This is a genomic window from Streptococcus sp. GMD4S (genome assembly GCF_000296955.1).
Genome location: NZ_AJRE01000031.1, coordinates 36,122 through 62,801, shown reverse-complemented (window position 1 = coordinate 62,801; position 26,680 = coordinate 36,122). Strand labels below are relative to the sequence as shown.

Here is a 26,680-nt window from a genome sequence, read left to right as displayed (position 1 = left end):
TCAGTAGTAAAGTTACCACCTTTGATCAAGATGATTGCTGCAGCAACAGATGCAAGAGCAGCGTCAGGAGCTACGGCAGCTCCGATGTTTGCCCAACCAAGGGCGATCATTTGAAGAGATCCACCAAGCATAACACCTGCTTCGAGGTTACCAGTTGCAAGTCCGATAAGGGTACATGCGACGATTGGTTGATGGAATTGGAATTGGTCGAGGATACCTTCAAGACCTGCAAGGAAGGCAACAACTACAACCAAGATAGCAGAAATGATTGAAATATCTGACATGGTTTTATTCCTTTTCTATTTAGTTTTAATAAAGTATTTAATCCTGTTTTCAAAAATGATAGAAACAGATTAACATTATTGAACATTTGCTTTCTTAATCAAGTCAAACAAATCTTTTTTCGTGTCGTTTGGTACTTTACGTACGTCAAATTCAACACCGAGGTCACGCAATTTTTCAAAGGTTGCAACGTCTTCTTTGTCCATAGACAAAACGTTGTTAATCATTGTTTTACCTGTTGAGTGAGCCATAGAACCAACGTTAAGGGTCTTGATTGGCACGCCACCTTCGATAGCACGAAGTGCATCTTGTGGAGTTTCAAACAAGATAAGGGCATGAGTTTCTCCGAAACGTGGGTCTTTTGCAACGTCGATCAATTTCTGGATTGGGACAACGTTGGCTTTTACTCCATTAGGAGCTGCTTGTTTGATCAATTCTTTACGCAACTCGTCGTTTGCAACGTTGTCTGAAGCAACGATGATACGATCTGCTTTTGAATCTGGAGTCCAAGCAGTGGCAACCTGACCGTGAAGGAGACGAGTGTCTAGACGAGCAAGGTTGATTTTCAGTTTACCGTCACCGATAACTGTTCCTTCTGGAATAGCAGCTTGTGAAACTGGAGCAGCTGCAGCAGTTGCAACTTCCTCAACTGGGTTAAGCTCTTCTGGAAGAGCCTTGATGCCATCTTTGGCTTCTTTAATGATATTCGCAGCGACTTTATCCACACCTGCATTCGCGTCCATAAGGCGCTCTGTGTAGGCTTGGATCAACATCGGCAAGTTCAGTCCTGTGATGATGGCAAACTTACGTTCTGGATTTTCTCCCATTACGCGGCTAGCTTGGTTGAATGGAGATCCACTCCAAAGGTCAGCCAATACTAGAACCTCATCTTCTGCGTCAAATGCAGCCACAGCGTTGTTGAATTTAGCGTAAAGGTCATCTGGACCTTCATTTGGCATAAAGGTTACAACTTGAACCTTTTCTTGTTCACCAAAGATCATAGATCCTGACTGATGAATACCCGCAGCAAATTCGCCGTGGCTCGCAATAATGATTCCGATACTCATTATTGTCATTCCTCCTTATAAAATGTTTGACTGTATGTTTAAGAAAACTTTAAGCCTAACTTTAAGTATAAACCGTTTTCATATAAAAATCAACTACTTTTTCTAAAAAGATGTAAAAGTTTTCATAAAATGACTTTTTAAAAATATTAATATATCAATAGTTTTGAGAGGTAAGTGAAAATGGCGATAGAAAATTTAATATAAAAATACAGAAAACGAGGTGCTTTTGTGAAAACAGAATGAAAACAAAAAGGAAAGATTGCGACCATGCAATCTTCCCTTTTATAGGAATAAATTTTGTAAAGCGTGGGCAACTCCATCTTCTTCGTTGGTCAGAGGAAGTTGTTCGTCTGCATATGGAAGAAGAGCAGGATTGGCGTTTTTCATAGCATATCCCTTGCCTGCAAATGCCAACATTTCAGTGTCATTATGCTCATCACCAAAGGCGATTAAGTCTTTTTTATCACGATTCATCACATTGAGCAAGTACTCTAGAGCAAATGCCTTGTTTACACCTTTGGGAGTACACTCGAGGATGTTGAGGGGACCACCCCAGGTATTGATAGCTAGTTGGTGCTGATAAAAACGATTCATTTCATCTGCTAAAGCGTATTTGTCTTCAGCCCTTGTTTGCAAGAGGATGCAGTTGGGATCTTTGGTTACTCGTTCGGGTTTGAATTGATTTTCCGGCCGGAAGTTCTCTACGCCAAATAGTTTAGGATCCGCAATCTCTTCATTCGGAGTCGTGATATAGAACTTTTTTCGATATTCTCCTGCAATAAAGTCAGCCTGGATGTCCTCCGTGCGCTTGACCATGTCTAGGAGGTATTTTTTGTCCAAGGTCAAGCACTTTTCATGCTCCCAAGCCTTTCCTGGTAGATGGGTAAGGGAACCATTAAAGTTAATCATGGGAGTATGCAATTCTAGCTCACGATAGAAGTCTTTTGCCATACGATACGGACGGCCTGTCGTGATGATGACATGGTGTCCTTTTTCTGAAATTTTTTTGATCGTCTCTTTGGTGAAATCGGAGAGCTTGCTTTCATTATTTAGCAGGGTTCCGTCCAAATCGACTGCGATAATTTTTTTAGTCATATAAACCTTCCTAGTCGTTTCCAGATAAGATGTCTACTATTATATCAAAAAGAAGGAAGAAAAGCAGATAAGAACAAAAACTACAGTTGCTTTGATTTATTAAATAAATCAAACAAACATATTGAAAAGGTGAATGATAAATGATATAATACTAATATTGTTCGTAAAAAACAAAAGGAGATTAAAGATGGACAAACTATTTAAACTAAAAGAGCACGGGACAGATGTCCGTACAGAGGTGCTTGCTGGTTTAACAACATTCTTTGCAATGAGTTATATTCTCTTTGTAAACCCTCAAATGCTTTCCCAAACGGGTATGCCTGTTCAAGGTGTGTTCTTGGCAACGATTATCGGTTCTGTAGTAGGTACTTTGATGATGGCTTTCTATGCTAATTTGCCGTACGCACAAGCACCAGGTATGGGACTAAATGCCTTCTTTACATTTACAGTTGTATTTGGGATGGGCTATACTTGGAAAGAGGCTCTTGGTATGGTCTTCATTTGTGGAATTATTTCACTGATTATTACCTTAACAAATGTTCGTAAAATGATCATCGAATCTATTCCAACAACACTTCGTTCAGCTATTTCGGCTGGTATTGGTGTTTTCCTTGCCTATGTTGGGATTAAGAATGCCGGTCTCTTGAAATTCTCAATCGATCCAGGTACTTATACGGTAGCAGGTGAAGGAGCGGACAAGGCTCAAGCTGCACTTACTGCAAACTCAGCGGCCGTTCCAGGATTGGTAGACTTCAATACTCCAGCAGTATTGGTGGCTCTTGCAGGTCTGGCTATTACCATTTTCTTTGTAGTTAAAGGCATCAAAGGTGGAATTATTCTTTCTATTTTAACAACGACTGTCCTTGCCATTGCCGTTAAAGTTGTGAATTTGTCAGCGATTGACTTTGCTAGCAACAACCTTTCATCAGCGGTTAATGATCTAGGAACTTTGTTTGGTGCTGCTCTGGGTTCAGAAGGTTTAGGATCTTTGATTTCAAACACTTCACGTTTACCAGAAACCTTGATGGCTATTCTTGCCTTCTCACTAACGGATATTTTTGATACAATCGGTACTCTTATCGGTACTGGTGAAAAAGTTGGTATCGTTGCGACAAGTGGGGAAAACCATGAGTCAGTTAAATTGGACAAGGCTCTATACTCTGACTTGGTGGCAACTTCGGTAGGTGCCATTGCAGGTACTTCAAACGTTACGACCTATGTTGAATCTGCGGCTGGTATCGGTGCTGGTGGACGTACTGGTTTGACAGCCCTAGTGGTTGCGATCTGTTTTGCTCTATCTAGCTTCTTTAGCCCACTTCTAGCGATTGTTCCGACAGCTGCAACAGCACCAATTTTGATCATCGTCGGAATCATGATGCTTTCTAACTTGAAAAATATCCCTTGGGATGATATGGCTGAAGCGGTTCCTGCCTTCTTCACATCTATCTTTATGGGATTCAGCTACTCTATCACACAAGGGATTGCTGTTGGTTTCTTGACATATACCTTGACAAAAGTTGTCAAAGGTCAAGCCAAGGATGTGCACGTGATGATTTGGATTTTGGATGCCTTGTTTATCCTTAACTATATCAGTATGGCGCTATAAATGGTATAATAGAAAAAGGGGAGTCTCCCCTTTTTCTTATAAGGAGGTACATCATGAAAGATAAGACGATTTGGCAAGAGGTTTTAAACAGAGGGAAATGGGTGATCATCCTTTTGGTAGCTTTTGTTCTATCTCAATTTCCCATAGGACTTGCTTTGTTTTTAGCAAACAAACAGTTTCCGATTTTACAGTCAGGGCTCTTAGTAGGTGCTCTATCCATAGTCGTTTTGATTGTATTCATTATTGGTGCACGAAAAACACAACTTGCTACTTTTAATCTATCCTTTTTTAAGGCAAAAGACTTGGCTCGCTTGGTACTGAGTTATCTGGTGATTTTTGCGACAAATCTCTTGGGTTCACTACTGCTTCGACTAACAAATGAGGTAACAACCAGTAACCAATCAATACTGAATGGTTTGGTTCAGAATAGTTCCTTGATTTCAACTTTCTTCCTACTAGTCTTGATTGCGCCGATTTGTGAAGAAATTTTGTGTCGTGGGATTATTCCAAAAAAGATCTTCCGCGGAAAAGAAAAACTAGGTTTTATTGTTGGTGCAATCGTCTTTGCCTTGCTTCATATGCCAACCAATCTACCTTCTGTGATTATTTATGGAGGAATGTCAACGGTTTTGACTTGGACAGCCTATAAGACTGAGCGTTTGGAGATGTCCATTTTGCTTCATATGATTCTCAATGGTATTGCATTTTGTTTGTTGGCCTTATTGGTATTGATTAGTAGAAATCTAGGTCTATCATTCTAAACCATTAGCCGCTTGGAAAAGATGAATACTAGCGTATCCATCTTTTTCTTTTTATGGTAAAATAGAGAAATAATGTGGTGAAAAACCTTGAGGAGTGACCTTATGTTCAGTAAAGCTAGTCAGGCAAAAACAGCTATTTGTGGAATTATCAATGTAACACCAGATTCCTTTTCGGATGGTGGTCAGTTTTTTGCTGTTGACCAGGCGCTTCAGCAAGCCCGTAAATTGATAGCTGAAGGAGCTAGCATGCTTGATATCGGTGGAGAATCGACTCGGCCGGGCAGTAGCTATGTTGAGATAGAAGAGGAAATCCAGCGTGTTGTTCCAGTGATTAAAGCTATCTGTGAGGAAAGTGATGTTCTCATTTCCATCGATACTTGGAAAAGTCAGGTGGCAGAGGCTGCTTTGGCTGCTGGTGCCAATCTGGTAAATGACATTACGGGTCTCATGGGAGATGAGAAAATGGCGGATGTGGTTGCTAAGGCTGGTGCGAAAGTAGTCATCATGTTTAATCCAGTCATGGCTCGACCTCAGCACCCTAGTTCGCTCATATTTCCTCATTTTGGTTTTGGGCAAGCTTTTACAGAGGAAGAGTTAGCTGACTTTGAAAAAATGCCAATCGAAGACTTGATGGAGGCTTTCTTTGAACGAGCACTAGCGAGAGCCAATCAAGCTGGGATAGCAAGAGAAAACATTTTGCTGGATCCGGGAATTGGTTTTGGTCTCACCAAGAAGGAAAATCTACTTCTTCTACGGGACCTTGATAAATTGCATCAGCAGGGCTATCCAATCTTTCTTGGTGTTTCGCGCAAGCGGTTTGTTATCAATATCCTTGAGGAGAATGGCTTTGAAGTCAATCCTGAGACGGAAGTCGGTTTCCGAAATCGGGACACCGCTTCGGCTCATGTAACCAGTATCGCTGCGAGACAGGGTGTGGAAGTGGTGCGCGTGCACGATGTTGCCAGTCACAGGATGGCAGTTGAAATTGCGTCAGCCATTCGTTTGGCAGATGATGCAGAAAATCTAGATTTAAAACAATATAAGTAAGATGAACGAAATTGAAAACAATCAGTGGATTGCCCACTACCGGACGGACCAACCACATTTTGGTTTGGAGCGAATGGTAGAACTCCTAGCTTTACGTGGCAATCCCCATCTCAAACTCAAGGTTATCCATATCGGCGGAACAAATGGTAAAGGTTCGACCATTGCTTTTTTGAAAGAGATGCTGGAAAAGCTAGGCCTGAGAGTAGGGGTGTTCAGCTCGCCCTATCTCATTCATTATACAGATCAGATTAGCATCAATGGGGAATCTATCCCCGAGGCTAGGCTAGAAGCCCTCATGGCAGACTATCAGTCGTTGCTTGAGGGAGAATCGGCTGACAATTTGCAGGGAACAACCGAGTTTGAGATTATCACAGCTCTAGCTTATGATTACTTTGCCTTAGAGCAAGTAGATGTGGCTATCATGGAAGTCGGCATGGGTGGTCTTTTGGATAGTACTAATGTTTGTCAGCCAATTTTGACAGGGATTACGACCATTGGTTTGGACCATGTAGCCCTACTTGGTGACACCTTGGAAGCCATAGCAGAACAGAAGGCTGGAATCATTAAGCAAGGTGTTCCTTTAGTGACAGGTCGTATAGCTCCAGAAGTCTTGGCCGTTATCGACCGCATTGCGGAAGGGAAACATGCACCGAGACTTGCCTATGGGACAGATTATCAGGTTTGTTATCAAGAAAGTGTAGTGACAGGTGAGGTCTTTGACTATACAAGTGCTGTCAGACAAGGTCGCTTCCAGACAGGCCTGCTTGGTTTACACCAGATAGAGAATGCGGGGATGGCCATAGCTTTACTTGATACTTTTTGTCAAGAAGATGGGCGGGAGTTGGCAAGTAATGACTTAATTGCTCAAGCTTTGAAAGAGACCAGATGGGCAGGGCGTTTGGAGGTCATGTCTAGCGACCCATTGTTGCTTTTGGATGGGGCCCACAATCCTCATGCTATCAAGGCTTTATTAGCAAACTTGCAAGAACGCTTTGCGGATTATCATAAGGAAATCCTCTTTACGTGTATTAAAACCAAGGCTTTGGAGGATATGCTGGATTTGCTAGAAACGGTGCCAGGTAGTCAATTGACTTTAACCCATTTTGACGATAGTCGGGCGACGGATGAAAGCGTGCTGAAAGAGACAGCCAAGTCTAGAAATCTCAATTACCAAAGTTGGCAGGATTTTCTAGAGCAGAAATTGACAGATAAAAATGAAGAGAAACAAACAGTTAGGATTATCACAGGTTCCTTGTATTTCTTGAGCCAAGTGAGAGCCTATCTGATGGAGAGGAAGAACGAGAATGGATACACAAAAGATTGAAACGGCTGTAAAAATGATTATCGAGGCTGTTGGTGAGGACGCTAACCGCGAGGGCTTGCAGGAAACACCTGCTCGTGTAGCCCGTATGTACCAAGAGATTTTTTCAGGTCTTGGCCAAACTGCTGAGGAACACTTGTCAAAATCCTTTGAGATTATTGATGATAATATGGTGGTAGAAAAGGATATCTTTTTCCACACTATGTGTGAGCACCACTTTCTGCCTTTTTATGGGAGAGCGCACATTGCCTACATTCCAGATGGTCGTGTGGCAGGCCTGTCTAAGCTAGCCCGTACGGTTGAAGTTTATTCGAAAAAACCACAAATTCAAGAGCGGTTAAATATCGAAGTGGCCGATGCCTTGATGGACTATCTGGGGGCTAAGGGAGCCTTTGTTGTCATTGAGGCGGAACATATGTGTATGAGTATGCGTGGTGTTAGAAAGCCAGGCACGGCAACCTTGACGACAGTAGCTCGTGGTCTATTTGAAACAGATAAAGACCTCCGAGACCAGGCTTATCGTTTAATGGGACTATAAAAGAATCCGCTTTAAGCGGATTTTTCTAGAAAGGACTAGTTATGGATCAACTGCAGATTAAAGATTTGGAAATTTTTGCCTATCATGGTCTTTTCCCTAGTGAGAAGGAATTGGGGCAGAAGTTTGTTATTTCCGCAAGCTTATCTTATGATATGACCAAGGCGGCGACAGACTTGGATTTGACAGCTTCTGTCCATTACGGAGAATTGTGTCAGCAGTGGACGACCTGGTTTCAGGAAAGTGCTGAGGACTTGATTGAGACGGTAGCCTACAAACTCGTTGAACGTACCTTTGAGAGCTATCCTCTTGTCCAAGAGATTGAGTTGGAACTAAAAAAACCGTGGGCGCCAGTGCATTTACCGTTAGATACCTGCTCGGTGACCATTCACCGTCGTAAGCAGCGGGCCTTTATCGCTCTAGGAAGTAATATGGGAGACAAGAAAGCGAACTTGGAACAAGCTATTGATAAACTGCGGACTCGAGGTATCCATATTCTCAAAGAGTCCAGTGTCTTGGCGACGGAGCCTTGGGGTGGTGTGGAACAAGATAGCTTTGCCAATCAGGTGATTGAAGTAGAAACCTGGCTTCCAGCATCAGTCTTATTAGAGACCTTGTTAGCAATTGAGTCCGAGATGGGACGGGTTCGAGAGGTGCATTGGGGACCGCGTTTGATTGATTTGGACCTGCTTTTTGTGGAGGATCAGGTCATTTATACAGACGACCTCATCTTGCCTCATCCTTATATAGCAGAGCGCCTCTTTGTCCTTGAACCGTTAGCGGAAATAGCTCCCCATTTTATCCATCCAATCTTAAAACAACCAATTCGATACTTGGTTGACCAGTTGGAGCAAGGAAATGTCTAAGCTTTCCGAGACCTATAGCAAGTGGAAGAGTATCGGGGAGGGACTACTTGCTATTGTTTTAGGGCTTCTCTTGATTCGTTTTGGACAAGTTATTCCGCGAATGGGGTACCAGTTGCTGATGGGCTATTTTTCCTTGTCAGCAGTTTGGCACTTGTTGACTCGCTGGTTTCAGGATAAAAAACGTCGGGAAAATATCTTTGTAACCTTGGGCAAGCTGGTGGTTGCGGCTCTTGTATTTGACTCTATCATCTTGCAAGACCTCGCCCTCTATCTCCTGGTTTTTATCATTGCGAGCTATCAGCTGTTTACGGGCATCATTAGCCTTGTGACTTGGTCTCTCTATCAAAAAAATGCCATTCATCCTCGGCTCCATCATCTCTTCGATGCTGTATGGATGATAGGATTCGGTCTTTATAGCATCTCTCCTTTTCACGATGCAGCGAATTTTGAATTGCTCTTGCTTGGGTTTTACTTGCTCATGCTAGGAGCCAGTAGCCTCCGGGACGGTTTCTTTTTTGAAAGGATAGAAAACAATCCCAAGCTAAAACGACGAATGCGAATGACTTTGCCGATCTTTGTGACGGCTTTGATCCCTATCAGCACCTTGCGCAAATTGAATGAGTGGCTGTCAAATCATGAAAGTCAAGAAGGGGAAGTTCATTCAGAAAGAAAAAACGATCAGGTAGTTGATCTAGAAATTTTTATTCATACCTCAGAAACATCCTTCTTCCTCGCTATGGGACATGTGGATATTTGTTATCAAGGGAAGGTTATTTCCTATGGTTCGTATGATCCCCACTCGGAGCGTTTGTTCGGCATGGTTGGAGATGGTGTTTTGTTTAAGGCCAATCGGGAAAAATACATCGAGCTCTGTAAGAGGGAAAGTCAGAAGACCTTGTTTGCTTATGGTCTGAGTTTGACGGACCAACAGAAAGCAGCCATCCAAGCTCGTCTAGAGGAGATAGAAGACCTGTTAATTCCTTGGGAACCAAGTTCACAGTTGATGAAAAGAAGAGAGGGCGAGGTAAAGCATACCTACTCCTACCAACTGAAACAAGAAGCAGATGCGACCCTCTATAAATTCAGTTCATCCGAGTTTAAGACCTACTTTGTTCTCAGTACCAATTGTGTTTTGCTGGCAGACTCTATCGTGGGAAAAGCTGGGACTGATATATTGAGTCCCCAAGGTTTCATTGTGCCAGGGACTTATCAGGATTACCTTGACTTAGAGTATACAAAACCAAATGGTCTAGTTGTCAGTCGCTCTATTTATTAGAAAAAGAAAACTCTAGTTCCTCAGCAGTTTGTGCCAAGAAGCTAGAGTTTTTAAAATAGGTCATTTTCTTCTGGAAGGAGGATGGTTTCTCTGCCGTCCAAGTCTAAAATAAGGACCCTAGGAGGGTAAAGCGGATCGAAAGGATGATTGAAATCAAAATCGATGCTAGTCGGAAGGTGCTGGCTAGAAAAATGGAAGGTGATGGTCCCCTTATTGTTGAGCAGTTGAAACTCAAGCTCTTCTTCTAATTCAAAGACATTTTTTAGGAAATGATCGATAATATACCATAAAGAGTCAATGACATCGTCAGGTAGGCTGGTCACGACACCAAAACTAGCGGAACGTCTCTGTGTATTTGTAAAAGCCATGTTTTCATCCCCCTTTTATTTTCCTTATCATACAGCAAAATGTCTTAAAAATCAAGAAATCGTAATTGCTTTTTCAAAATGGGAATAAACTGTGAAATTTTTTCAAAGTTTCTCTAAAAAATACTTGAAAGTGTTTACAATAAGTGATAAAATGGAGTAAGTAGATGCGTGAAAGCGAAATTTTCATTATAGAAAGGAAACGGAATGAACACAGATGATACAGTAACGATTTATGACGTCGCCCGTGAAGCAGGAGTTTCAATGGCAACAGTTAGCCGTGTCGTTAATGGCAACAAGAATGTTAAAGAGAACACTCGAAAAAAAGTCCTAGAAGTGATTGATCGCTTGGACTATCGTCCAAATGCGGTAGCACGTGGTTTGGCTAGCAAGAAAACAACGACAGTCGGAGTTGTGATTCCTAACATTACCAATGGTTATTTCTCAACACTTGCTAAGGGGATTGACGACATTGCTGAAATGTACAAGTATAACATTGTCCTAGCAAATAGTGATGAGGATGATGAAAAGGAAGTTTCAGTGGTTAACACTCTCTTTTCAAAACAAGTCGATGGGATTATCTTTATGGGCTATCACTTGACTGAAAAGATTCGTTCAGAATTCTCTCGTTCACGGACACCGGTTGTTCTTGCCGGTACTGTGGATGTAGAACACCAACTTCCAAGTGTGAATATTGACTACAAACAAGCAACGATTGATGCCGTGAGCTACCTTCTCAAAGAAAACGAGAAAATTGCTTTTGTGAGTGGACCACTCGTCGATGATATCAATGGCAAGGTTCGTTTGATTGGTTACAAGGAAGCCTTGAAAAAAGCTGGACATTCTTATAGCGAGGGATTGGTCTTTGAATCAAAATACAGCTATGATGATGGTTATGCCTTGGCAGAACGCTTGATTTCATCACAAGCTACAGCCGCAGTTGTAACAGGCGATGAATTGGCAGCAGGTGTCCTAAATGGTTTGGCTGACCACGGTGTGTCTGTACCAGAAGAGTTTGAAATCATTACGACAGATGACTCTCAGATTGCACGATTCACTCGTCCAAACTTGACTACTATTGCCCAACCTCTTTATGACTTAGGTGCTATCAGCATGCGTATGTTGACTAAGATTATGCATAAGGAAGAATTGGAAGAACGTGAAGTTCTCTTACCTCATGGTTTGACAGAACGCCGCTCTACACGAAAACGTAAATAGAAAAAATCAGGAAATCGTGAGATTTCCTGATTTGCTTTCTAGAGAAGAGGATTAGCCTTCCATATAGTCTTTTAAGGCTTGTCCTTTTAATCCAGCATTAAGGGCAATTAATAATTTGAGGCGAGCTTTTTGAGCGTTGAGTTCTTTGACAAAGAGAACGCCAGACTCTTGCAATTGAACCCCCCCACCTTGGTAGGCATAAACAGGTTCAGCAATGCCATTAAAACAACGTGAGACCAAGGCGACTGGGATTCCTTTTTGGAGGAGATTTTCCAACTTTTGAGCTGTTTCTTTGGGAACATTGCCTGCTCCAAAAGCCTGAATGACTAAGCCATCCAGCTGTTCCAAGTCTAACATATCGATCAGCTCGTCTGTCATACCGGCATAGGCTGAGATGATGGGAACTAGACCTTGAATATGCTCAAGATCAAAGCGGACACGAGGTTCAGCCGTTTTAAAGTAGAGGATTTCTTGCTTCATGATGAGGCCAAGTGGTCCATGTGTTGGGGTTTGAAAGGTGCTGACGTTGGTCGTATGAGTTTTGGTAACATACTTTGCTGCATGAATCTCGTCGTTCATGACGACCAGCACACCCTTGTCGGCTGCTTTATCATCGCTGGCAACTCGTAAAGCGCTCAGATAGTTATAAACACCGTCGCTACCAAGTTCGTTTGAACTACGCATGGCCCCGGTTAGAACGATGGGGATGGGCGGGATTTTCATGGTATCAAGGAAGTAGGCTGTTTCTTCTAAGGTATCTGTACCATGTGTGATGACAACTCCATCGTAGTTATCAGCTTCCTCTTTAATCTTATGATAGAGTGCAAGCATATGCTTGGGTTTGATATGAGGGCTTGGCAGATTAAAAAAGTCTAGGGCATGAACCTCAATCCCTTCAAGCGGATTGGAAACATGGTTCATGGGATTGTCCTGGCTAGTTACAACGGCACCAGTGGCATCTGCTTGCATGGAAATAGTCCCACCTGTATGTAAAACAAGGATTTTCTTAGGCATGATTTAGTCACTCTTTCTGAAATGTGGTATAATCATTGTAACACAAAAGGGGAGAATGGGACAGGATGGAAGTCAAGGCTGTTTTTTTTGATATCGATGGAACGCTAGTCAACGATCGCAAGAGTGTTTTGAAATCCACTAAGGACGCGATTAAGATTGTCAAAGAGCAAGGAGTGCTTGTTGGAGTAGCGACAGGACGAGGGCCGTTTTTTGTCAAGGAATTGATGGAAGACTTGGACCTAGACTTTGCGGTGACCTACAATGGCCAATACATTTTTAATAAAGAAAAGGTGCTCTTTGCGAGTCCGATTGCTAAGTCAAGCCTGCGTCAACTGATTGCTTACGCTAAAAAGGAGCGTAAAGAAATCGCTCTTGGAACCGAGCATGCCGTTGTTGGTTCGAAAATTATGTCATTTGGTCTCGGCTCCTTTTCCCAACTGGTTAGTCGTTTTATTCCGACTGTTCTGACAAGAACCGTTAGCCGTTCCTTTAATCGAATGGTTAGCAAGGCAGTTCCTCAAAAGGAAGACGACCTGCTTAACTTGATTAATCAACCCATTTATCAAGTTTTGATGCTGATGACGCCAGAAGAATCTGAGAAGGCAGCAAGTGATTTTGACGACTTGAAATTAACTCGAAGCAATCCTTTTGCAGCAGATATCATCAACCAAGGAAATTCCAAATTAGAAGGCATTCGCCGAGTCGGGAAAGAATATGGCTTTGATCTCAACCAAGTCATGGCCTTTGGTGATTCAGACAACGATCTGGAAATGTTGGCGGGTGTTGGTATGTCGGTTGCTATGGGGAATGGCAGTAGCAGTGTTAAAGAAGTTGCTAAGCATATTACGGCAAGTAATCAACAAGATGGTATCCACAAGGCGCTCGAGCACTTTGGTGTTTTGGCTTCAGAAAAAGTGTTTGTCAGTCGAGACTACCACTTTAATAAGGTCAAGACCTTCCACCACATGATGGATGAACGAACTCAAGAAGAGCCACAGGCATGGGATGCTGAAGGTGCAACCCACCGCGCAGATTTTAAAATTGAAGAATTAGTAGAGTTTGTTCGCGCAGCAAGTTCTTCGGAGGAAGAATTCCAAGACTCCCTTGCAAGCATGCGTGAGGCACTTGATAAGGCGGCAGAGAAAGTGGCGAAAAAGACACCTGCTAAGCAAAATTTGGTCGGTCAAGTGGATGCTTTGATTGACACACTGTATTTTACATACGGTAGTTTTGTTTTGATGGGAGTAGACCCAGAACGCATTTTTGATATTGTCCATGAAGCAAATATGGGGAAGGTTTTCCCTGATGGGAAAGCTCATTTTGATCCAGTTACACACAAGATTTTAAAACCAGAAGACTGGGAAGAAAAATATGCTCCAGAACCTGCCATTCGACAGGAACTACAACGTCAGTTTAAAGCTTATGAGCGACATAAAGAAAGAAAAAATAAAAAATAAGAGAAAATTCTTTTCCCTGGATGAAAAATTCGGGGATTTTTTGAGCTGAAAAACCGAACAATTTTATATATATCACTAATTATTATTAGCATATTTATACTAGAAAAAGAAAAGAAAAAAATGAAAAGATAGTGAAAATAAAGCAACAGGAAATTATATTTCTTACAAAGAATAGTTAAAAAGCTAGATATATTACTGATATATCTAGCTTTTCTTTTAAAAAACATCAAAAAAAGACAAGTCAAATTATTTGATATTTGAAAGTTTATGTGTTAGAATAAATTCAGAAAGCGAATAAATATAAAATCCTCATGCTACTACAATATGCTCTTTTTTAAGGCAGAAAGTCAACTTGTTTATTTCAGGCCTGTTAACAAGTTGATGTGAGGAGTTCACTCTAGCTTTGAGGTTTAGTTATAAAATTGTGCACAATTGCTTTCCAAATTTTTATTATTTTAATTTTCAAGTTTAAAAATTAAAGAATTAAGAGGTTGAAATGAAGAAAAAATATACCTATTTGACAGCTTCTGTTTTAACAGCTGTAACAATGCTTCCAACTTTTGCACCAAGTGAAGCTCACGCTGCTTACAATTGGAATGGAAATAATAGCTACTATACAAGAACTAGCCGTCGTTCAAGCAATCGTACTTCTAACCGTACTACTGCAAATCGTAGCCGTACATCAAACTATACTGTAAGAAGTTACAGCTACAATAGTTATTACCCAAGCTATAACTATGGCTACAATAGCTACTACCCAAGCTATAACTATGGATATGGTAGCTATTACCCAAGTTACAACTACGGTTACAATAATTGGAATAACTACTATGGCTATGGCAACAGTAGCAACTACTATGGTTATAACTATTGGAATAATTACAACAACCTTGCTAGCGATGAAAACTATATTTACTGGAATGGCAATCACTACTACCGTATGAACGATGGTAGCTTCCGTATTTATCGTAACGGTCAGTGGAAACCTTTGACAAACAATAGTAATAACAACTCATCTACTAACAACTTGGAAAACGATCCTCACTATCGTTACGAAAATGGGTACCATTACTATGTATTGGACAATGGTGATTATTACTACTACCAAAATGGTAAGTGGGTATTGGTGAAAGATTCTGCTGATACAACACTAGCACAACCGGCAACACCTGCTGAACCAAAACCAGAACAACCAACAACTCCGGTTGAGCCAGCACAACCAAGTCAACCTGAAGTTCCTGCTCCAACACCAGCAGAACCAGAGACTCCAACACCAGCACCTAGTGATAAACCTGAAGAGCCGACAACACCAACTGAGCCACAACCAGCACAACCAGCACAACCAGCAACTCCAAGTGTTGACCTACCAGAAAATCCACCAATTAATGGTGCTGATAGTGAATTTGATCCATTCAAGCCATCAACAGAAACGCCAGTAGAACCAAAACCAGCAACACCAGCAACTCCAGCTATCCCAACAACGCCAGGTTTAGTAACGACTGATGAACCAAGTGAAAACCAAATCCCTGATTATGTTGAAAAACCAGCTGAAGGATTGGAACACTTGGCTTGGGCACCAAATGGACAAACTCCAAAATTGGTTTACCCACCAGGTAAACCAGGTGATGCAGTCCTCAAGAATGATAAAAACTACTACTTCGACGGTAGTGTACATTACTACTATGTACCATCTAACTCAGAGCGTACAGGTTACTCAGCATACTGGAAGTGGCTTGGAGGAAAATGGAAACTTCAAGGGATGACTGATCCAAACGATCCAGCTCGTGATCCAAAACTTCACGAAAACACTGCTGATGACGAGTACATGTACAGTGACAAGAACTCAAGTGTGAAACTTTACTCAACTAACTTGGTAACGACTGCTAAAGCAGGTCAAGCATTGCCATTCAAGAATGTTGAAGAGTTCAAAAACTATGTCATCGAAAAAATGAATCCTAAGTTCCTTGATAACTCTGGTTGGGATGCTAAAGTTGAGTGGGAAATCGAAGATCCAGAAATCTTTGAGAAGACGAAAGAAAACCCATACGCTAAGGACTATGTCTTGATTGCAAATCTCAAGAGTGGTGTCGAAGACAAGAAATACAGTGATGTAGAATTTGGTTATGTGAAGTTTGTTTACCGTGTTGAAGCAACAAACGATACAAATTATGACTATGTTTCAAAAGCGAAAGAAGCTTTCGCTAAAATCAATGAAGAGCGTAAAGCTCAAGGATTGAAAGAATTGACTTGGTCTGAAGACATTTATCAAAATCAAGCACTTCCAAAAGTAAATGAAATTTCACGTCAATACGATAGCACAGGCTTTGTAGGACGTCGTGATGAAGATGCTGCTGTTGTCGTTAAGAAATGGGCAAACAGTGGTTTGAGAGACTTGCTTCTCGATCCGAATGTCACTGAAGGAGCTGTAGCAGCAGTAGTTGATGGAAACGGTGTATACTACTGGGCATACAGTTACAAATAATTCAATCTTTTGAGATTGACTACTTTCTAAATAAGATAGAGGCTTTAAACAATTGATTAAAGCCTTTTTGTGACCCAATCAGGACAAACAAAAAGGAGCTCAAGGCTCCCTTTTTTAATGATTACAATGTTTTTTCACTTTCTCTCACGACCAGCAAATCGACTTTTGCATGGCGGAGAATGTACTCAGATGAAGAGCCAACCAAGAGGCGTTCAAAGGCATTGAGCCCTGTTGCACCAACGAGAATCAGATCAACATTTTCTGCGTCTGGAATAGTACGGGCAAGGAGGGTTTTTGGATTTCCCATTTCGATGACGATGTGAATATCGGTCACACCAGCATCTCTTGCGCGCTTTTCGTACTCCTTCATCAGACTTTCAGCATCGACTTGGAGTTCTTCGTAAACTTCAGCATCAAAGGTAGATACGCTTTGAAGAGCGCGTGTGTCAATAACATGGGCAATGGTGAGCTTGGATTCGTTGCGTAGAGCAGTGTAAACACCTTTGACGAAAGCCAAGTCCGCTTCTTTAGAACCATCAATTGCGACCATAACATTTTGGTAACGTTGTGCCATAATGAAACCTCCTGAAATTTTCTTACTGTTATTGTAACCCTTTTCACTAAAGAAGTAAAGTAAAAATCATATTTAAATAAATATTATTGGAGATTCAATTTGGTGGAGATATGTTAAAATAAAAGAAAACGAGCTAGTAGGAAAGACAGCGAGGGGATGAGAAAGTATGAAAGATTTTGTTCAAGCTTCTAAAAAAATAAGTTTTTTTTATCATGGAATTATCCTTGCGTCACTTGTAGGTGAAGTAGTGATGCTTTGGCAGCTGGAAAGAGTCGTGCCCGTTCTCTATCCAGGATTTGTTGGTTTTCTTCTCGTTCACTTAGTCTACCACATCATTTTATTTGTGATTGCAAAGAGAAGTGGTCGCTTGGACTATCTGGTCACGTGGGGGCTCTTTCTCATGTTTAATCTTTTGTATGATTCCTTTTTAGCGCTGATCTTTCTAGGTATGTCTTTTGGTATGTGAGAAAATACTTCTGTATTCTAGTTGTTTAGATGGTGAGAACTTAGTCGTTGTGAGTTTTTTTCTTTGCTTGCTCATTTCAGGAAACTTGTCGCAATCCCTTTCTAGTGGTATAATGTTACTATCTCGATGAATTGAGGAAACAAGATGAAAGAATATAACAAGTCTAGTAAGTTAGAGCATGTTGCTTATGATATCCGTGGCCCTGTTTTGGAAGAAGCTATGCGGATGCGAGCAAACGGAGAAAAGATTTTACGTCTGAATACAGGGAATCCAGCAGAATTTGGCTTTACAGCGCCAGATGAGGTCATTCATGACTTGATTATGAATGCGCGTGATAGTGAAGGATATTCTGACTCCAAAGGGATTTTCTCAGCCCGCAAGGCCATCATGCAGTATTGCCAACTGAAGAAATTCCCTAATGTAGACATTGATGATATCTACCTTGGAAATGGTGTCAGTGAGCTGATTGTTATGTCCATGCAAGGACTTTTGGATAATGGCGATGAGGTCTTGGTGCCTATGCCAGACTATCCTCTCTGGACAGCCGCTGTCAGCCTAGCTGGGGGAAATGCTGTTCACTATATCTGTGATGAAGCTGCAGAGTGGTACCCTGATATTGACGATATTAAGTCAAAAATTACTTCCAATACCAAGGCAATCGTCCTTATCAATCCGAACAACCCAACTGGAGCCCTTTATCCTAAGGAACTCTTGTTGGAGATTATTGAGATTGCCCGTCAAAACGATTTGATCATTTTTGCGGATGAAATTTATGATCGCATGGTGATGGATGGGCATGTGCATACGCCTGTGGCAAGCTTGGCACCAGATGTTTTCTGTGTCAGCATGAATGGTTTGTCAAAATCTCACCGTATCGCTGGTTTCCGTGTAGGATGGATGGTCTTGTCTGGTCCTAAGCACCATGTCAAGGGCTATATCGAAGGTCTCAATATGCTGTCCAATATGCGTCTTTGCTCTAACGTTTTGGCCCAGCAAGTCGTACAAACTTCACTAGGTGGGCACCAGTCAGTGGATGAATTGCTCCTTCCTGGTGGACGGATCTATGAGCAAAGAAACTTCATTTACAATGCTATTCAAGATATCCCAGGTTTGTCTGCGGTCAAGCCGAAGGCAGGTCTTTATATCTTCCCTAAAATTGACCGCAATATGTACCGCATCGATGATGATGAACAGTTCGTTCTTGATTTCTTGAAGCAGGAAAAGGTTCTCTTGGTTCATGGTCGTGGTTTTAACTGGAAGGAACCAGACCATTTCCGTATCGTTTACCTTCCTCGTGTGGACGAATTGGCGCAAATCCAAGAAAAGATGACACGTTTCTTGAGTCAGTATCGTAGATAAGGCTTTCATAGGGAAAAGCAGGAAACATTTACTTAGAGCTATTGACAAATAGGTAAGAATCAGATAGAATAGTAAAGTATGTTTAGTAACTGATCACTTTATAGCCGGCTAAACGAATACAAAATCTATGAGGAGGTATTCATCGTGAAACGTACTTATCAACCAAGTAAACTTCGTCGTGCGCGCAAACACGGATTCCGTAACCGTATGTCAACTAAAAACGGTCGTCGCGTATTGGCAGCTCGTCGTCGTAAAGGACGCAAAGTTTTGGCTGCTTAATCCAAACGAATTCAACAAAGAAGTCAGTAGGAACTCGAGTCTACTGGCTTTTCTTTTGATTTCAAAGAGTGCATTGTCCACGAAATCGGTCATTTCAGATGAAACTCATGGAGGGCTCATTTAAAGGTCACATACAAAAAAACTCAAAACCAGAAATAAGTTACTGATTTTGAGTTTTTGTTTATTCTTTTAAGTGATAAGAGTAGCTAGCGACAACGACGTCTTCGTGCCATCTGAGAGCGTATTTTAGTTTGAGGCTCATTTGATTGTGCAGGATATTTTGCCAAGGCTTGTTAGGGATAAACTGTGGGACAAGGACTGTAACAGTGTAGTTTTTTTGCTTAGCTTCTTGGGCGATTCGTTTGACATACTTAACGCTAGGGGTGATGATGTCGCGGTAGCTAGTATTGATATTCTTCAGAGTGATATTTGGGAAGTAATCGGCAAATTCCTGAAGAATTTCTTGGTCTTTTTCTGCCGTTTCTTTAGTAGAAATGTGCATGGCTAACACTTCGTCACCGATACTTTGAGCGTAGTTAATGGCTCCGACACTTACTCGAGTAACATTTCCTACTAGGACAAGAACCAGATTGCCATCGTAGGTACGTTTTTCAATTCCTTCGTAGAGTCGTAGCTGTTTTGCCACTTTTTGGTAATGGCTGTGAATGGACAAAAAGAGGAAAGTTAAAACTAGGATAATTGGAAAGAAAGGCCAGATATCACCCAGTCTGAAGAGGAGTAAAATGAGGACAATAGCATAACAAATGATGGCCCCAAGGATATTAGCAAAGGCAGGTTTTAAGAAGTTTGCTCCTTTTTCCTTTTTCCAATGACGAATCATCCCAGTCTGAGAAAGGGCAAAGGGAACGAAGACCCCGATAGTATAAAGAGGAATCAAGCGTTCAGTATTCCCATTAAAAATGAGAAGAAGGATCATAGCTCCAAAGGCCAGAGTTAAGATACCGTTGGAGTAGCCAAGGCGATCCCCTTTTTCCATAAAGAGATGGGGCATGTACTTGTTTTTAGCCATATTGTATGCCAGCATAGGGAAGGCTGAAAAGCCAGTATTTGCAGCTACAGCTAGAATTAAGGCTGTCGAGAACTGGAAGAGATAGTAGCTAGCATGACCAAAGAATGAATCACCAAGAATGCCCTTGGCCATTTGCGAGAGGATGGTTTCTCCATTTTGAGGAGTGATGCCCATCCAGTAGTTTAGGAAGGTAATGCCTGCAAAAAGGAATCCTAAAATGAGGGACATGATGGTCAAGGTCTGAGCAGCATTCTTTTCTTTCGGAGTTTTGAAAAATGGTACCGCATTTGAAATAGCCTCAACCCCTGTCAGAGAGGCAGAGCCACTGGTAAAGGCTCTTAATAGGAGAACGATGGAAAGGCTCGGAACGGTTTGCCCAATGGTTGAAGTCGCCTGATAGTTTAGGGAACCTGTAAATAGTTGAAAGAACCCATAAAGCAAGAGAAAGACGGTACTGAAGATAAAGAGGTAGACGGGAATCATCAGAGAGCTGGCAGATTCTTTCAATCCTCTTAAATTCAAGAGCATGAGCAGGCAGACTAGGAAAATAGAGATATGAAGATTATAGGGATGGAGGGCAGGGATGGCTGCTGTAATAGCATCAGCTCCAGACGCAACGGATACGGCTACTGTCAGCATATAGTCAACAAGGAGACTGCCTCCTGCAATCAAGCCCAGTTCAGGGGAAAGATTTTCCCGAGTGACCATATAAGCTCCTCCACCTTGAGGATAGGCATGAATGATCTGACGATAAGAAATGGTCAAACTAGCGAGCAGTAAGAGGACAAAAATACCAATAGGGAGGCTCCACCAAATAGCGAGAGGAGACAGACTGACTAATACGAGAATGACTTGTTCGGGCCCATAGGCAATAGAAGACAGGGCATCACTGGATAACATTGCAAGTGCCTGCATTTTTCCCAACAATCCCCCTTCGCCGTCTGTGAGAGACTTGAGTGGTCGACCGATAAAGGTATATTTTAATTTTCTAAACATTTTCTTTTCCTTTGCTGAAAATTTCAATAAGTGTTATTATACTGCTTTGAAAAAGAGCAGTCAAGGGAGAATGATTGGTATTAGAATATTTTTACAAGCCGAGGGATGCTATTTTTGGTATAATAATGGAAGAAAATGAGGTTAGAAGAGATGATTTTTGATACGCACACACATTTAAATGTGGAAGAATTTACAGGCCGTGAGGCAGAAGAAATCGCCTTGGCTGCTGAGATGGGTGTGACGCGGATGAATATTGTTGGTTTTGACAAGCCAACCATTGAACGGGCCCTAGAGTTGGCAGATGGGTATGAGCAACTCTACGCAACTATTGGCTGGCATCCGACTGAAGCAGGGACATACACAGATGAGGTCGAAGCTTACTTGCTGGAAAAACTAAAACATCCAAAAGTTGTTGCCTTGGGGGAGATTGGTCTGGACTATCACTGGATGACAGCATCTAAGGAAGTACAGGAGCAGGTTTTTCGCCGTCAGATTCAGCTGTCCAAGGACTTGGATTTACCTTTTGTGGTCCATACCCGCGATGCGCTGGAAGATACTTATAAGATTATCAAGAGTGAGGGCGTCGGCCCTCGTGGTGGCATCATGCATTCATTTTCAGGTTCTCTGGAGTGGGCTGAGAAGTTTGTCGAGCTTGGTATGACGATTTCCTTCTCAGGAGTGGTGACTTTCAAGAAGGCGACAGATGTTCAGGAAGCAGCTAAAGAGTTACCTTTGGATAAGATTTTGGTAGAGACAGATGCCCCTTACTTGGCACCAGTTCCTAAACGTGGCCGTGAAAACAAAACAGCCTATACTCGCTATGTGATAGACTTTATTGCGGATTTGCGTGGGATGACGACTGAGGAGTTAGCCGCAGTAACAACTGCAAATGCAGAGCGTATTTTTGGATTGGAAAAACAATCATGAAAGAAAAAATTTCCCAAGTCATCGTAGTCGAAGGACGGGATGATACGGCCAATCTCAAACGTTACTTTGATGTAGAGACCTATGAAACACGAGGTTCTGCAATAAATGACCAGGATATAGAGCGGATTCAGCGCCTGCATGAACTGCATGGAGTCATTGTCTTTACAGATCCAGATTTTAATGGGGAGCGGATTCGTCGCATGATTATGACGGCCATTCCAACAGTACAGCATGCCTTTCTCAAGCGAGATGAGGCTGTTCCCGAATCTAAGTCCAAGGGACGTTCTCTGGGAATCGAACACGCCAGCTATGAAGATCTAAAAACAGCGCTGACTCAGGTGACAGAGCAATTTGAAAACGAGAACGAGTTTGACATCAGTCGTGGTGACTTGATTCGCCTAGGTTTCTTGGCGGGAGCAGACAGTCGTAGGCGCCGAGAGTATCTAGGCGAACAGCTCCGCATCGGCTATTCCAATGGAAAACAGCTGCTCAAGCGGTTGGAGTTGTTTGGAGTGACCTTGGCAGAAGTGGAAGAGGTGATAGCTAAGTATTCAGTCCAAGGGAGTCAGAAATGAAAAGAGTGATTATTACAGGTGGCAATAGTGGCATTGGTTATCAGGTTGCTAAACAGTTGGCTGAAAAAGGCTGGTCGGTAACTCTCTTTTGTAGACGGGAAGAAGCTGCGGAGCAAGCTTGTGAGGAAATTCGTCGACAGACAGGAAATCCACATGTAGATTATATCTTGGTTGATCTATCTGATATGAAGAGTGTCAGGGAAGCAGCGGAACAGTATATTCAAAAAGAAGACTTTCTAGACGTTCTAATTAACAATGCAGCTGACTTTGATTTGTCAGTTAAAAAGCCCATCCTGACTAAGGATGGTTTAGAAAAGCAATTTGCGACCAATGTTGCCGCCCCTTTCTTGCTTTCTATCTTGTTGAAAGGTTTGTTAGAAAAGTCTGAGAGTGGTCGGATTATTAATATTTCTTCTCAAGGGCTGATACTCTATCCTTTCATGAAACTTGATTTTGAAAATTTATCTGGTCAAAAACATTACAGTCCTGCTAAGACCTATTATCAAAATAAACTGGCCTTGTTGATGTTGTCACTTTATATGCGAGAACATTGGGAAGGTATCAAGGTTCAGGCAATCCGTGTGACCAATGTCAAAGTAGATATGCGTCGCTACAATCACCTCAGCGCTTTTATGAAAAATCTGTATAAAATTAAGTCAAAACTTTCGATTAGTCCTGAAGAAATGGCCAAAGTTTATACAGCTTTATCTACAGAAGATCGCTATGAAGGATTTTTGTATGACGAGAAATGCAAGGAAGTAAAAGCAAATGCACCTGCTTACGAAGAAGAGGAGCAAGAAAAACTCTATTCTTTGCTTGAGCACCTGACTTTCTCAAGAGACAATCCATAAAGGATGAGAAAAATAAATTTCATGGACTGCTTCAATAGTGGAAAGAAATTCAGATATTTAACTCTGTTTGGAGTGACCTTGGCCGAAGTGGAAGAAGTGATGGAAAGTTATGATAATAGCTAAGCACTCCCAAAATACCAGGGGAATGTGTTACAATAGAGGTAGTAACTATAGAAAAGAGAATAGATGAGAATTGCAGATTATAGCGTGACCAAGGCAGTGCTGGAGCGTCACGGTTTTACATTTAAAAAGTCCTTCGGGCAAAATTTCCTGACGGATACCAATATTCTTCAAAAGATCGTGGATACGGCTGAAATTGATAACCAGGTTAATGTCATTGAAATTGGGCCAGGAATTGGTGCTTTGACGGAGTTTTTGGCTGAGCGTGCGGCAGAGATTATGGCCTTTGAGATTGACCACCGTTTGGTACCGATTTTGGCAGATACTTTACGTGATTTTGACAATGTTACCGTAGTCAACGAGGACATTCTCAAAGTTGACTTGGCCCAGCATATCCAGAATTTCAAAAATCCTGACCTGCCCATTAAGGTGGTAGCCAACTTGCCTTACTACATTACGACGCCTATTCTCATGCACTTGATTGAAAGTGGCATTCCTTTTAGCGAGTTTGTGGTTATGATGCAAAAAGAAGTGGCAGATCGCATCTCAGCCCAACCCAACACCAAGGCTTACGGTAGTTTGTCGATTGCTGTCCAGTATTATATGACAGCTAAGGTTGCCTTCATCGTGCCTCGTACGGTCTTTGTGCCAGCCCCAAACGTGGACTCAGCCATTTTAAAAATGGTGCGCCGTCCAGAGCCTGCTGTAGCAGTGGAAGATGAGAACTTCTTCTTTAAGGTTTCCAAGGCTAGTTTCACTCATCGCCGCAAGACCTTGTGGAATAACCTGACAGGCTACTTTGGCAAGACTGATGAAGTCAAGGAAAAGTTGACCAAGGCTTTGGATCAGGCAGGCTTGTCTCCATCTGTGCGTGGGGAAGCACTTAGCTTGGAAGAATTTGCTAGCCTTTCAGATGCGCTTAAAGGACAAGGACTCTAAGATGCAGGGACAAATCATTAAAGCCTTGGCAGGCTTCTATTATGTGGAGAGTGAGGACCAAGTCTATCAGACACGTGCGCGCGGGAATTTTCGTAAAAAAGGCCACACGCCCTATGTTGGGGATTGGGTAGATTTTTCTGCAGAGGAAAATTCCGAAGGTTATATCCTCAAGATTCATGAACGGGAAAACAGTCTCGTCCGTCCGCCTATTGTCAATATTGACCAAGCTGTGGTGATCATGTCCGTCAAGGAACCTGATTTTAACAGCAATTTGCTGGATCGGTTCTTGGTTCTTCTGGAACACAAGGGCATTCATCCCATCGTCTATATTTCCAAAATGGATTTGCTGGAAGATAGCGAAGAATTAAGTTTTTATCAACAAACCTATCGTGCCATTGGTTATGACTTTGTGACCAGTAAGGAGGAACTCCTGCCTTTGTTGACAGGAAAAGTGACGGTCTTTATGGGGCAGACAGGTGTTGGAAAATCAACACTCCTTAATAAAATCGCACCAGACCTCAATCTTGAAACAGGAGAAATCTCAGACAGTCTGGGTCGCGGTCGCCATACTACTCGAGCTGTTAGTTTTTACAATCTCAATGGGGGTAAAATCGCGGACACACCAGGCTTTTCATCACTGGATTATGAAGTGTCAACGGCTGAAGACCTCAATCAGGCCTTTCCAGAGATTGCCAGTGTCAGTCGAGACTGTAAATTCCGTACTTGTACCCATACCCATGAACCGTCCTGTGCGGTTAAGCCGGCTGTCGAAGAGGGTATCATTGCATCCTTCCGTTTTGACAACTACCTGCAATTTCTCAGTGAAATTGAAAATCGCAGAGAAACCTATAAAAAAGTCAGTAAAAAAATTCCAAAATAAGGAGAAACCTATGTCTCAATACAAGATTGCTCCGTCAATTCTGGCAGCAGATTATGCCAACTTTGAATGTGAAATCAAACGCCTAGAAGCAACTGGTGCAGAATATGCCCATATCGATATTATGGATGGTCACTTTGTACCACAAATCAGTTTTGGTGCCGGTGTGGTTGAAGCTCTTCGCCCCCATAGCAAGATGGTCTTTGACTGCCACTTGATGGTCGCTAATCCAGAGCATCATTTAGAGGACTTTGCGCGTGCAGGTGCAGATATCATCAGTATCCATGTGGAAGCAACGCCTCATATCCATGGGGCTCTTCAAAAAATTCGTTCTCTTGGTGTCAAACCTTCTGTTGTCATTAACCCTGGTACGCCTGTGGAGGCAATCAAGCACGTTCTTCACCTAGTTGACCAAGTCTTGGTCATGACGGTTAACCCTGGATTTGGAGGACAAGCCTTTCTGCCTGAAACCATGGACAAGGTTCGTGAGTTGGTTGCCCTTCGTGAAAAAAAAGGACTGAACTTTGAAATTGAAGTCGATGGCGGTATTGATGACCAGACCATTGCTCAGGCCAAAGAAGCTGGAGCAACCGTTTTTGTAGCAGGATCCTATGTCTTTAAGGGAGATGTCAATGAACGAGTGCAAACTCTCAGAAAACAACTGGACTAGGGTTGCTGTTTTTGCCGGCGGAGATCGCGGTCATTATCGGACGAATTTTGATTGCTTTGTCGGTGTGGATCGTGGCTCACTCTGGGTCTTGGAAGAAGACCTGCCTCTCGCTCTAGCAGTTGGGGATTTTGATTCGGTGACTGCAGAAGAGCGTCAGTTGATTCAAAAACGTACCCAACATTTTGTTCAAGCTCAGCCAGAAAAAGATGATACGGATCTGGAATTGGCTCTCTTGACCATCTTTGAGCAAAATTCTCAGGCTCAGATCACTATTTTCGGTGCTCTTGGTGGTCGGATTGATCATATGCTGGCCAATGTTTTTCTTCCGAGTAATCCCAAGTTAGCACCCTATATGCGCCAGATAGCGATTGAGGATGGGCAAAATGTGATTAGCTATTGTCCAGAAGGGACCAGTCAACTTCAACCTCGTTCGGATTATGACTATCTAGCCTTTATGCCAGTTCGGGATAGTCAGTTGACCATTATCGGTGCCAAGTATGAGTTGACAGAGGAAAATTTTTTCTTTAAAAAAGTGTATGCTTCTAACGAATATATAGATAGGGAAGTTTCGGTGACTTGCCCAGATGGCTATGTCGTCGTGCTGCATAGCAAGGACAGGAGGTAG

The 26,680-nt window shown here is 42.2% G+C and carries 27 protein-coding genes; 20 read left to right on the top strand and 7 right to left on the bottom strand.

All coding sequences use genetic code 11. The features are described from left to right. The 3 genes from GMD4S_RS02300 to GMD4S_RS02290 form a co-directional block, all read right to left on the bottom strand. The coding region (locus tag GMD4S_RS02300; RefSeq protein WP_001280316.1) for a PTS sugar transporter subunit IIC at positions 1-284 on the bottom strand (284 nt) is incomplete at its 3' end. Positions 285-359: 75 nt separating this feature from the next. Continuing rightward, positions 360-1,349 carry a PTS sugar transporter subunit IIB gene (locus tag GMD4S_RS02295; protein ID WP_000021984.1) on the bottom strand — a complete coding sequence of 330 codons (990 nt, stop codon included), beginning with the start codon at positions 1,347-1,349 and terminating at the stop codon, positions 360-362. A 282-nt stretch (positions 1,350-1,631) separates the two neighbouring features. Then, entirely contained in the window at positions 1,632-2,444 is an 813-nt protein-coding gene (locus GMD4S_RS02290; RefSeq protein ID WP_000162335.1) for a Cof-type HAD-IIB family hydrolase, read from the bottom strand. 187 nt (positions 2,445-2,631) lie between these two features. Here GMD4S_RS02290 and GMD4S_RS02285 point away from each other — a divergent pair, with 187 nt between their 5' ends. The 7 genes from GMD4S_RS02285 to GMD4S_RS02255 all read left to right on the top strand — a co-directional run bounded on the left by GMD4S_RS02285 (position 2,632) and on the right by GMD4S_RS02255 (position 9,856). Further along, positions 2,632-4,050 carry an NCS2 family permease gene (locus GMD4S_RS02285; protein WP_000359248.1) on the top strand — a complete coding sequence of 473 codons (1,419 nt, stop codon included), beginning with the start codon at positions 2,632-2,634 and terminating at the stop codon, positions 4,048-4,050. 53 nt (positions 4,051-4,103) lie between these two features. Next, complete coding sequence (locus GMD4S_RS02280) at positions 4,104-4,811, top strand: CPBP family intramembrane glutamic endopeptidase (RefSeq protein WP_000653641.1); 708 nt, start codon at positions 4,104-4,106, stop codon at positions 4,809-4,811. Positions 4,812-4,913: 102 nt separating this feature from the next. Continuing rightward, on the top strand, positions 4,914-5,858 hold the full coding sequence (folP, locus tag GMD4S_RS02275; protein WP_000491578.1) for a dihydropteroate synthase: 945 nt from the start codon (positions 4,914-4,916) through the stop codon (positions 5,856-5,858). Between the two features lies 1 nt (position 5,859). Next, on the top strand, positions 5,860-7,182 hold the full coding sequence (locus tag GMD4S_RS02270; protein WP_001002329.1) for a bifunctional folylpolyglutamate synthase/dihydrofolate synthase: 1,323 nt from the start codon (positions 5,860-5,862) through the stop codon (positions 7,180-7,182). Beyond that, positions 7,163-7,717 (top strand): GTP cyclohydrolase I FolE, encoded by a 555-nt coding sequence (gene folE / locus GMD4S_RS02265; RefSeq protein ID WP_000380931.1) that lies wholly within the window; start codon positions 7,163-7,165, stop codon positions 7,715-7,717. Before GMD4S_RS02270 ends, folE begins: the two co-directional genes overlap by 20 nt. A gap of 41 nt (positions 7,718-7,758) precedes the next feature. Continuing rightward, the gene (folK, locus tag GMD4S_RS02260) at positions 7,759-8,580 is read left to right on the top strand and encodes a 2-amino-4-hydroxy-6-hydroxymethyldihydropteridine diphosphokinase (protein ID WP_000372498.1); all 822 of its coding nucleotides are present in this window, start codon (positions 7,759-7,761) and stop codon (positions 8,578-8,580) included. Continuing rightward, entirely contained in the window at positions 8,573-9,856 is a 1,284-nt protein-coding gene (locus GMD4S_RS02255) for a hypothetical protein (RefSeq protein ID WP_000040986.1), read from the top strand. The genes folK and GMD4S_RS02255 overlap by 8 nt, the downstream gene beginning before the upstream one ends. Before the next feature lie 50 nt (positions 9,857-9,906). Here the strand turns inward: GMD4S_RS02255 and GMD4S_RS02250 are convergent, their stop codons facing one another. Further along, a complete protein-coding gene (locus GMD4S_RS02250) occupies positions 9,907-10,224 on the bottom strand; it encodes a DUF960 domain-containing protein (RefSeq protein WP_000886044.1) in 318 nt (105 codons plus the stop codon). 204 nt (positions 10,225-10,428) lie between these two features. On the opposite strand from GMD4S_RS02250, the gene ccpA reads away from it, so the two are divergent. After that, positions 10,429-11,439, top strand: a complete 1,011-nt coding sequence (ccpA, locus tag GMD4S_RS02245; RefSeq protein WP_001090635.1) for a catabolite control protein A — start codon at positions 10,429-10,431, stop codon at positions 11,437-11,439. Between the two features lie 51 nt (positions 11,440-11,490). On the opposite strand, the gene GMD4S_RS02240 is transcribed toward ccpA, so the two are convergent. Continuing rightward, positions 11,491-12,453 carry an asparaginase gene (locus tag GMD4S_RS02240; protein WP_001124799.1) on the bottom strand — a complete coding sequence of 321 codons (963 nt, stop codon included), beginning with the start codon at positions 12,451-12,453 and terminating at the stop codon, positions 11,491-11,493. 65 nt (positions 12,454-12,518) lie between these two features. Here GMD4S_RS02240 and GMD4S_RS02235 point away from each other — a divergent pair, with 65 nt between their 5' ends. After that, a complete protein-coding gene (locus GMD4S_RS02235) occupies positions 12,519-13,910 on the top strand; it encodes a Cof-type HAD-IIB family hydrolase (protein ID WP_000453118.1) in 1,392 nt (463 codons plus the stop codon). Between the two features lie 496 nt (positions 13,911-14,406). Then, positions 14,407-16,392, top strand: coding sequence for a CAP domain-containing protein (locus tag GMD4S_RS02230; RefSeq protein ID WP_000731516.1), 1,986 nt, complete (start codon positions 14,407-14,409; stop codon positions 16,390-16,392). Between the two features lie 121 nt (positions 16,393-16,513). Here the strand turns inward: GMD4S_RS02230 and GMD4S_RS02225 are convergent, their stop codons facing one another. Beyond that, a complete protein-coding gene (locus tag GMD4S_RS02225) occupies positions 16,514-16,966 on the bottom strand; it encodes a universal stress protein (protein WP_000079162.1) in 453 nt (150 codons plus the stop codon). Positions 16,967-17,132: 166 nt separating this feature from the next. On the opposite strand from GMD4S_RS02225, the gene GMD4S_RS02220 reads away from it, so the two are divergent. From GMD4S_RS02220 to rpmH, 3 genes are all read left to right on the top strand, one after another. Continuing rightward, complete coding sequence (locus GMD4S_RS02220; RefSeq protein WP_000651408.1) at positions 17,133-17,432, top strand: hypothetical protein; 300 nt, start codon at positions 17,133-17,135, stop codon at positions 17,430-17,432. 144 nt (positions 17,433-17,576) lie between these two features. Beyond that, entirely contained in the window at positions 17,577-18,791 is a 1,215-nt protein-coding gene (locus tag GMD4S_RS02215; RefSeq protein WP_000666454.1) for a pyridoxal phosphate-dependent aminotransferase, read from the top strand. 144 nt (positions 18,792-18,935) lie between these two features. Further along, on the top strand, positions 18,936-19,070 hold the full coding sequence (rpmH, locus tag GMD4S_RS02210) for a 50S ribosomal protein L34 (protein ID WP_000831905.1): 135 nt from the start codon (positions 18,936-18,938) through the stop codon (positions 19,068-19,070). A gap of 181 nt (positions 19,071-19,251) precedes the next feature. Here rpmH and GMD4S_RS02205 read toward each other — a convergent pair whose 3' ends face one another. After that, the gene (locus GMD4S_RS02205) at positions 19,252-21,096 is read right to left on the bottom strand and encodes an APC family permease (RefSeq protein WP_000488831.1); all 1,845 of its coding nucleotides are present in this window, start codon (positions 21,094-21,096) and stop codon (positions 19,252-19,254) included. 150 nt (positions 21,097-21,246) lie between these two features. Between GMD4S_RS02205 and GMD4S_RS02200 the strand changes: the two genes are divergently transcribed. From GMD4S_RS02200 to GMD4S_RS02170, 7 genes are all read left to right on the top strand, one after another. After that, a complete protein-coding gene (locus GMD4S_RS02200; protein WP_000575652.1) occupies positions 21,247-22,023 on the top strand; it encodes a TatD family hydrolase in 777 nt (258 codons plus the stop codon). Beyond that, on the top strand, positions 22,020-22,598 hold the full coding sequence (gene rnmV / locus GMD4S_RS02195; protein WP_000659978.1) for a ribonuclease M5: 579 nt from the start codon (positions 22,020-22,022) through the stop codon (positions 22,596-22,598). Before GMD4S_RS02200 ends, rnmV begins: the two co-directional genes overlap by 4 nt. Beyond that, positions 22,595-23,449: an SDR family NAD(P)-dependent oxidoreductase gene (locus tag GMD4S_RS02190; protein ID WP_000832168.1), complete on the top strand. Its 855-nt coding sequence runs from the start codon at positions 22,595-22,597 to the stop codon at positions 23,447-23,449. The genes rnmV and GMD4S_RS02190 overlap by 4 nt, the downstream gene beginning before the upstream one ends. Positions 23,450-23,635: 186 nt before the next feature. After that, positions 23,636-24,508, top strand: coding sequence for a 16S rRNA (adenine(1518)-N(6)/adenine(1519)-N(6))-dimethyltransferase RsmA (gene rsmA, locus GMD4S_RS02185; RefSeq protein ID WP_001216884.1), 873 nt, complete (start codon positions 23,636-23,638; stop codon positions 24,506-24,508). Between the two features lies 1 nt (position 24,509). Next, on the top strand, positions 24,510-25,388 hold the full coding sequence (rsgA, locus tag GMD4S_RS02180) for a ribosome small subunit-dependent GTPase A (RefSeq protein ID WP_008289073.1): 879 nt from the start codon (positions 24,510-24,512) through the stop codon (positions 25,386-25,388). A gap of 10 nt (positions 25,389-25,398) precedes the next feature. Continuing rightward, positions 25,399-26,055 carry a ribulose-phosphate 3-epimerase gene (rpe, locus tag GMD4S_RS02175; RefSeq protein WP_000084979.1) on the top strand — a complete coding sequence of 219 codons (657 nt, stop codon included), beginning with the start codon at positions 25,399-25,401 and terminating at the stop codon, positions 26,053-26,055. After that, positions 26,018-26,680 carry a thiamine diphosphokinase gene (locus GMD4S_RS02170; protein WP_001001250.1) on the top strand — a complete coding sequence of 221 codons (663 nt, stop codon included), beginning with the start codon at positions 26,018-26,020 and terminating at the stop codon, positions 26,678-26,680. Before rpe ends, GMD4S_RS02170 begins: the two co-directional genes overlap by 38 nt.

Coding starts and splice junctions, on each gene's coding strand:
- GMD4S_RS02290 (WP_000162335.1), bottom strand. CDS start 2,444: ATGACTAAAAAAATTATCGCAGTCGATTTGGACGGAACCCTGCTAAAT.
- GMD4S_RS02250 (WP_000886044.1), bottom strand. CDS start 10,224: ATGGCTTTTACAAATACACAGAGACGTTCCGCTAGTTTTGGTGTCGTG.
- rsgA (WP_008289073.1), top strand. CDS start 24,510: ATGCAGGGACAAATCATTAAAGCCTTGGCAGGCTTCTATTATGTGGAG.
- rnmV (WP_000659978.1), top strand. CDS start 22,020: ATGAAAGAAAAAATTTCCCAAGTCATCGTAGTCGAAGGACGGGATGAT.
- GMD4S_RS02170 (WP_001001250.1), top strand. CDS start 26,018: ATGAACGAGTGCAAACTCTCAGAAAACAACTGGACTAGGGTTGCTGTT.
- GMD4S_RS02285 (WP_000359248.1), top strand. CDS start 2,632: ATGGACAAACTATTTAAACTAAAAGAGCACGGGACAGATGTCCGTACA.
- GMD4S_RS02220 (WP_000651408.1), top strand. CDS start 17,133: ATGAAAGATTTTGTTCAAGCTTCTAAAAAAATAAGTTTTTTTTATCAT.
- GMD4S_RS02200 (WP_000575652.1), top strand. CDS start 21,247: ATGATTTTTGATACGCACACACATTTAAATGTGGAAGAATTTACAGGC.
- GMD4S_RS02280 (WP_000653641.1), top strand. CDS start 4,104: ATGAAAGATAAGACGATTTGGCAAGAGGTTTTAAACAGAGGGAAATGG.
- GMD4S_RS02215 (WP_000666454.1), top strand. CDS start 17,577: ATGAAAGAATATAACAAGTCTAGTAAGTTAGAGCATGTTGCTTATGAT.
- ccpA (WP_001090635.1), top strand. CDS start 10,429: ATGAACACAGATGATACAGTAACGATTTATGACGTCGCCCGTGAAGCA.
- GMD4S_RS02235 (WP_000453118.1), top strand. CDS start 12,519: ATGGAAGTCAAGGCTGTTTTTTTTGATATCGATGGAACGCTAGTCAAC.
- rpe (WP_000084979.1), top strand. CDS start 25,399: ATGTCTCAATACAAGATTGCTCCGTCAATTCTGGCAGCAGATTATGCC.
- GMD4S_RS02240 (WP_001124799.1), bottom strand. CDS start 12,453: ATGCCTAAGAAAATCCTTGTTTTACATACAGGTGGGACTATTTCCATG.
- rsmA (WP_001216884.1), top strand. CDS start 23,636: ATGAGAATTGCAGATTATAGCGTGACCAAGGCAGTGCTGGAGCGTCAC.
- GMD4S_RS02255 (WP_000040986.1), top strand. CDS start 8,573: ATGTCTAAGCTTTCCGAGACCTATAGCAAGTGGAAGAGTATCGGGGAG.
- GMD4S_RS02270 (WP_001002329.1), top strand. CDS start 5,860: ATGAACGAAATTGAAAACAATCAGTGGATTGCCCACTACCGGACGGAC.
- folK (WP_000372498.1), top strand. CDS start 7,759: ATGGATCAACTGCAGATTAAAGATTTGGAAATTTTTGCCTATCATGGT.
- GMD4S_RS02295 (WP_000021984.1), bottom strand. CDS start 1,349: ATGAGTATCGGAATCATTATTGCGAGCCACGGCGAATTTGCTGCGGGT.
- GMD4S_RS02230 (WP_000731516.1), top strand. CDS start 14,407: ATGAAGAAAAAATATACCTATTTGACAGCTTCTGTTTTAACAGCTGTA.
- folP (WP_000491578.1), top strand. CDS start 4,914: ATGTTCAGTAAAGCTAGTCAGGCAAAAACAGCTATTTGTGGAATTATC.
- GMD4S_RS02205 (WP_000488831.1), bottom strand. CDS start 21,096: ATGTTTAGAAAATTAAAATATACCTTTATCGGTCGACCACTCAAGTCT.
- GMD4S_RS02225 (WP_000079162.1), bottom strand. CDS start 16,966: ATGGCACAACGTTACCAAAATGTTATGGTCGCAATTGATGGTTCTAAA.
- folE (WP_000380931.1), top strand. CDS start 7,163: ATGGATACACAAAAGATTGAAACGGCTGTAAAAATGATTATCGAGGCT.
- GMD4S_RS02190 (WP_000832168.1), top strand. CDS start 22,595: ATGAAAAGAGTGATTATTACAGGTGGCAATAGTGGCATTGGTTATCAG.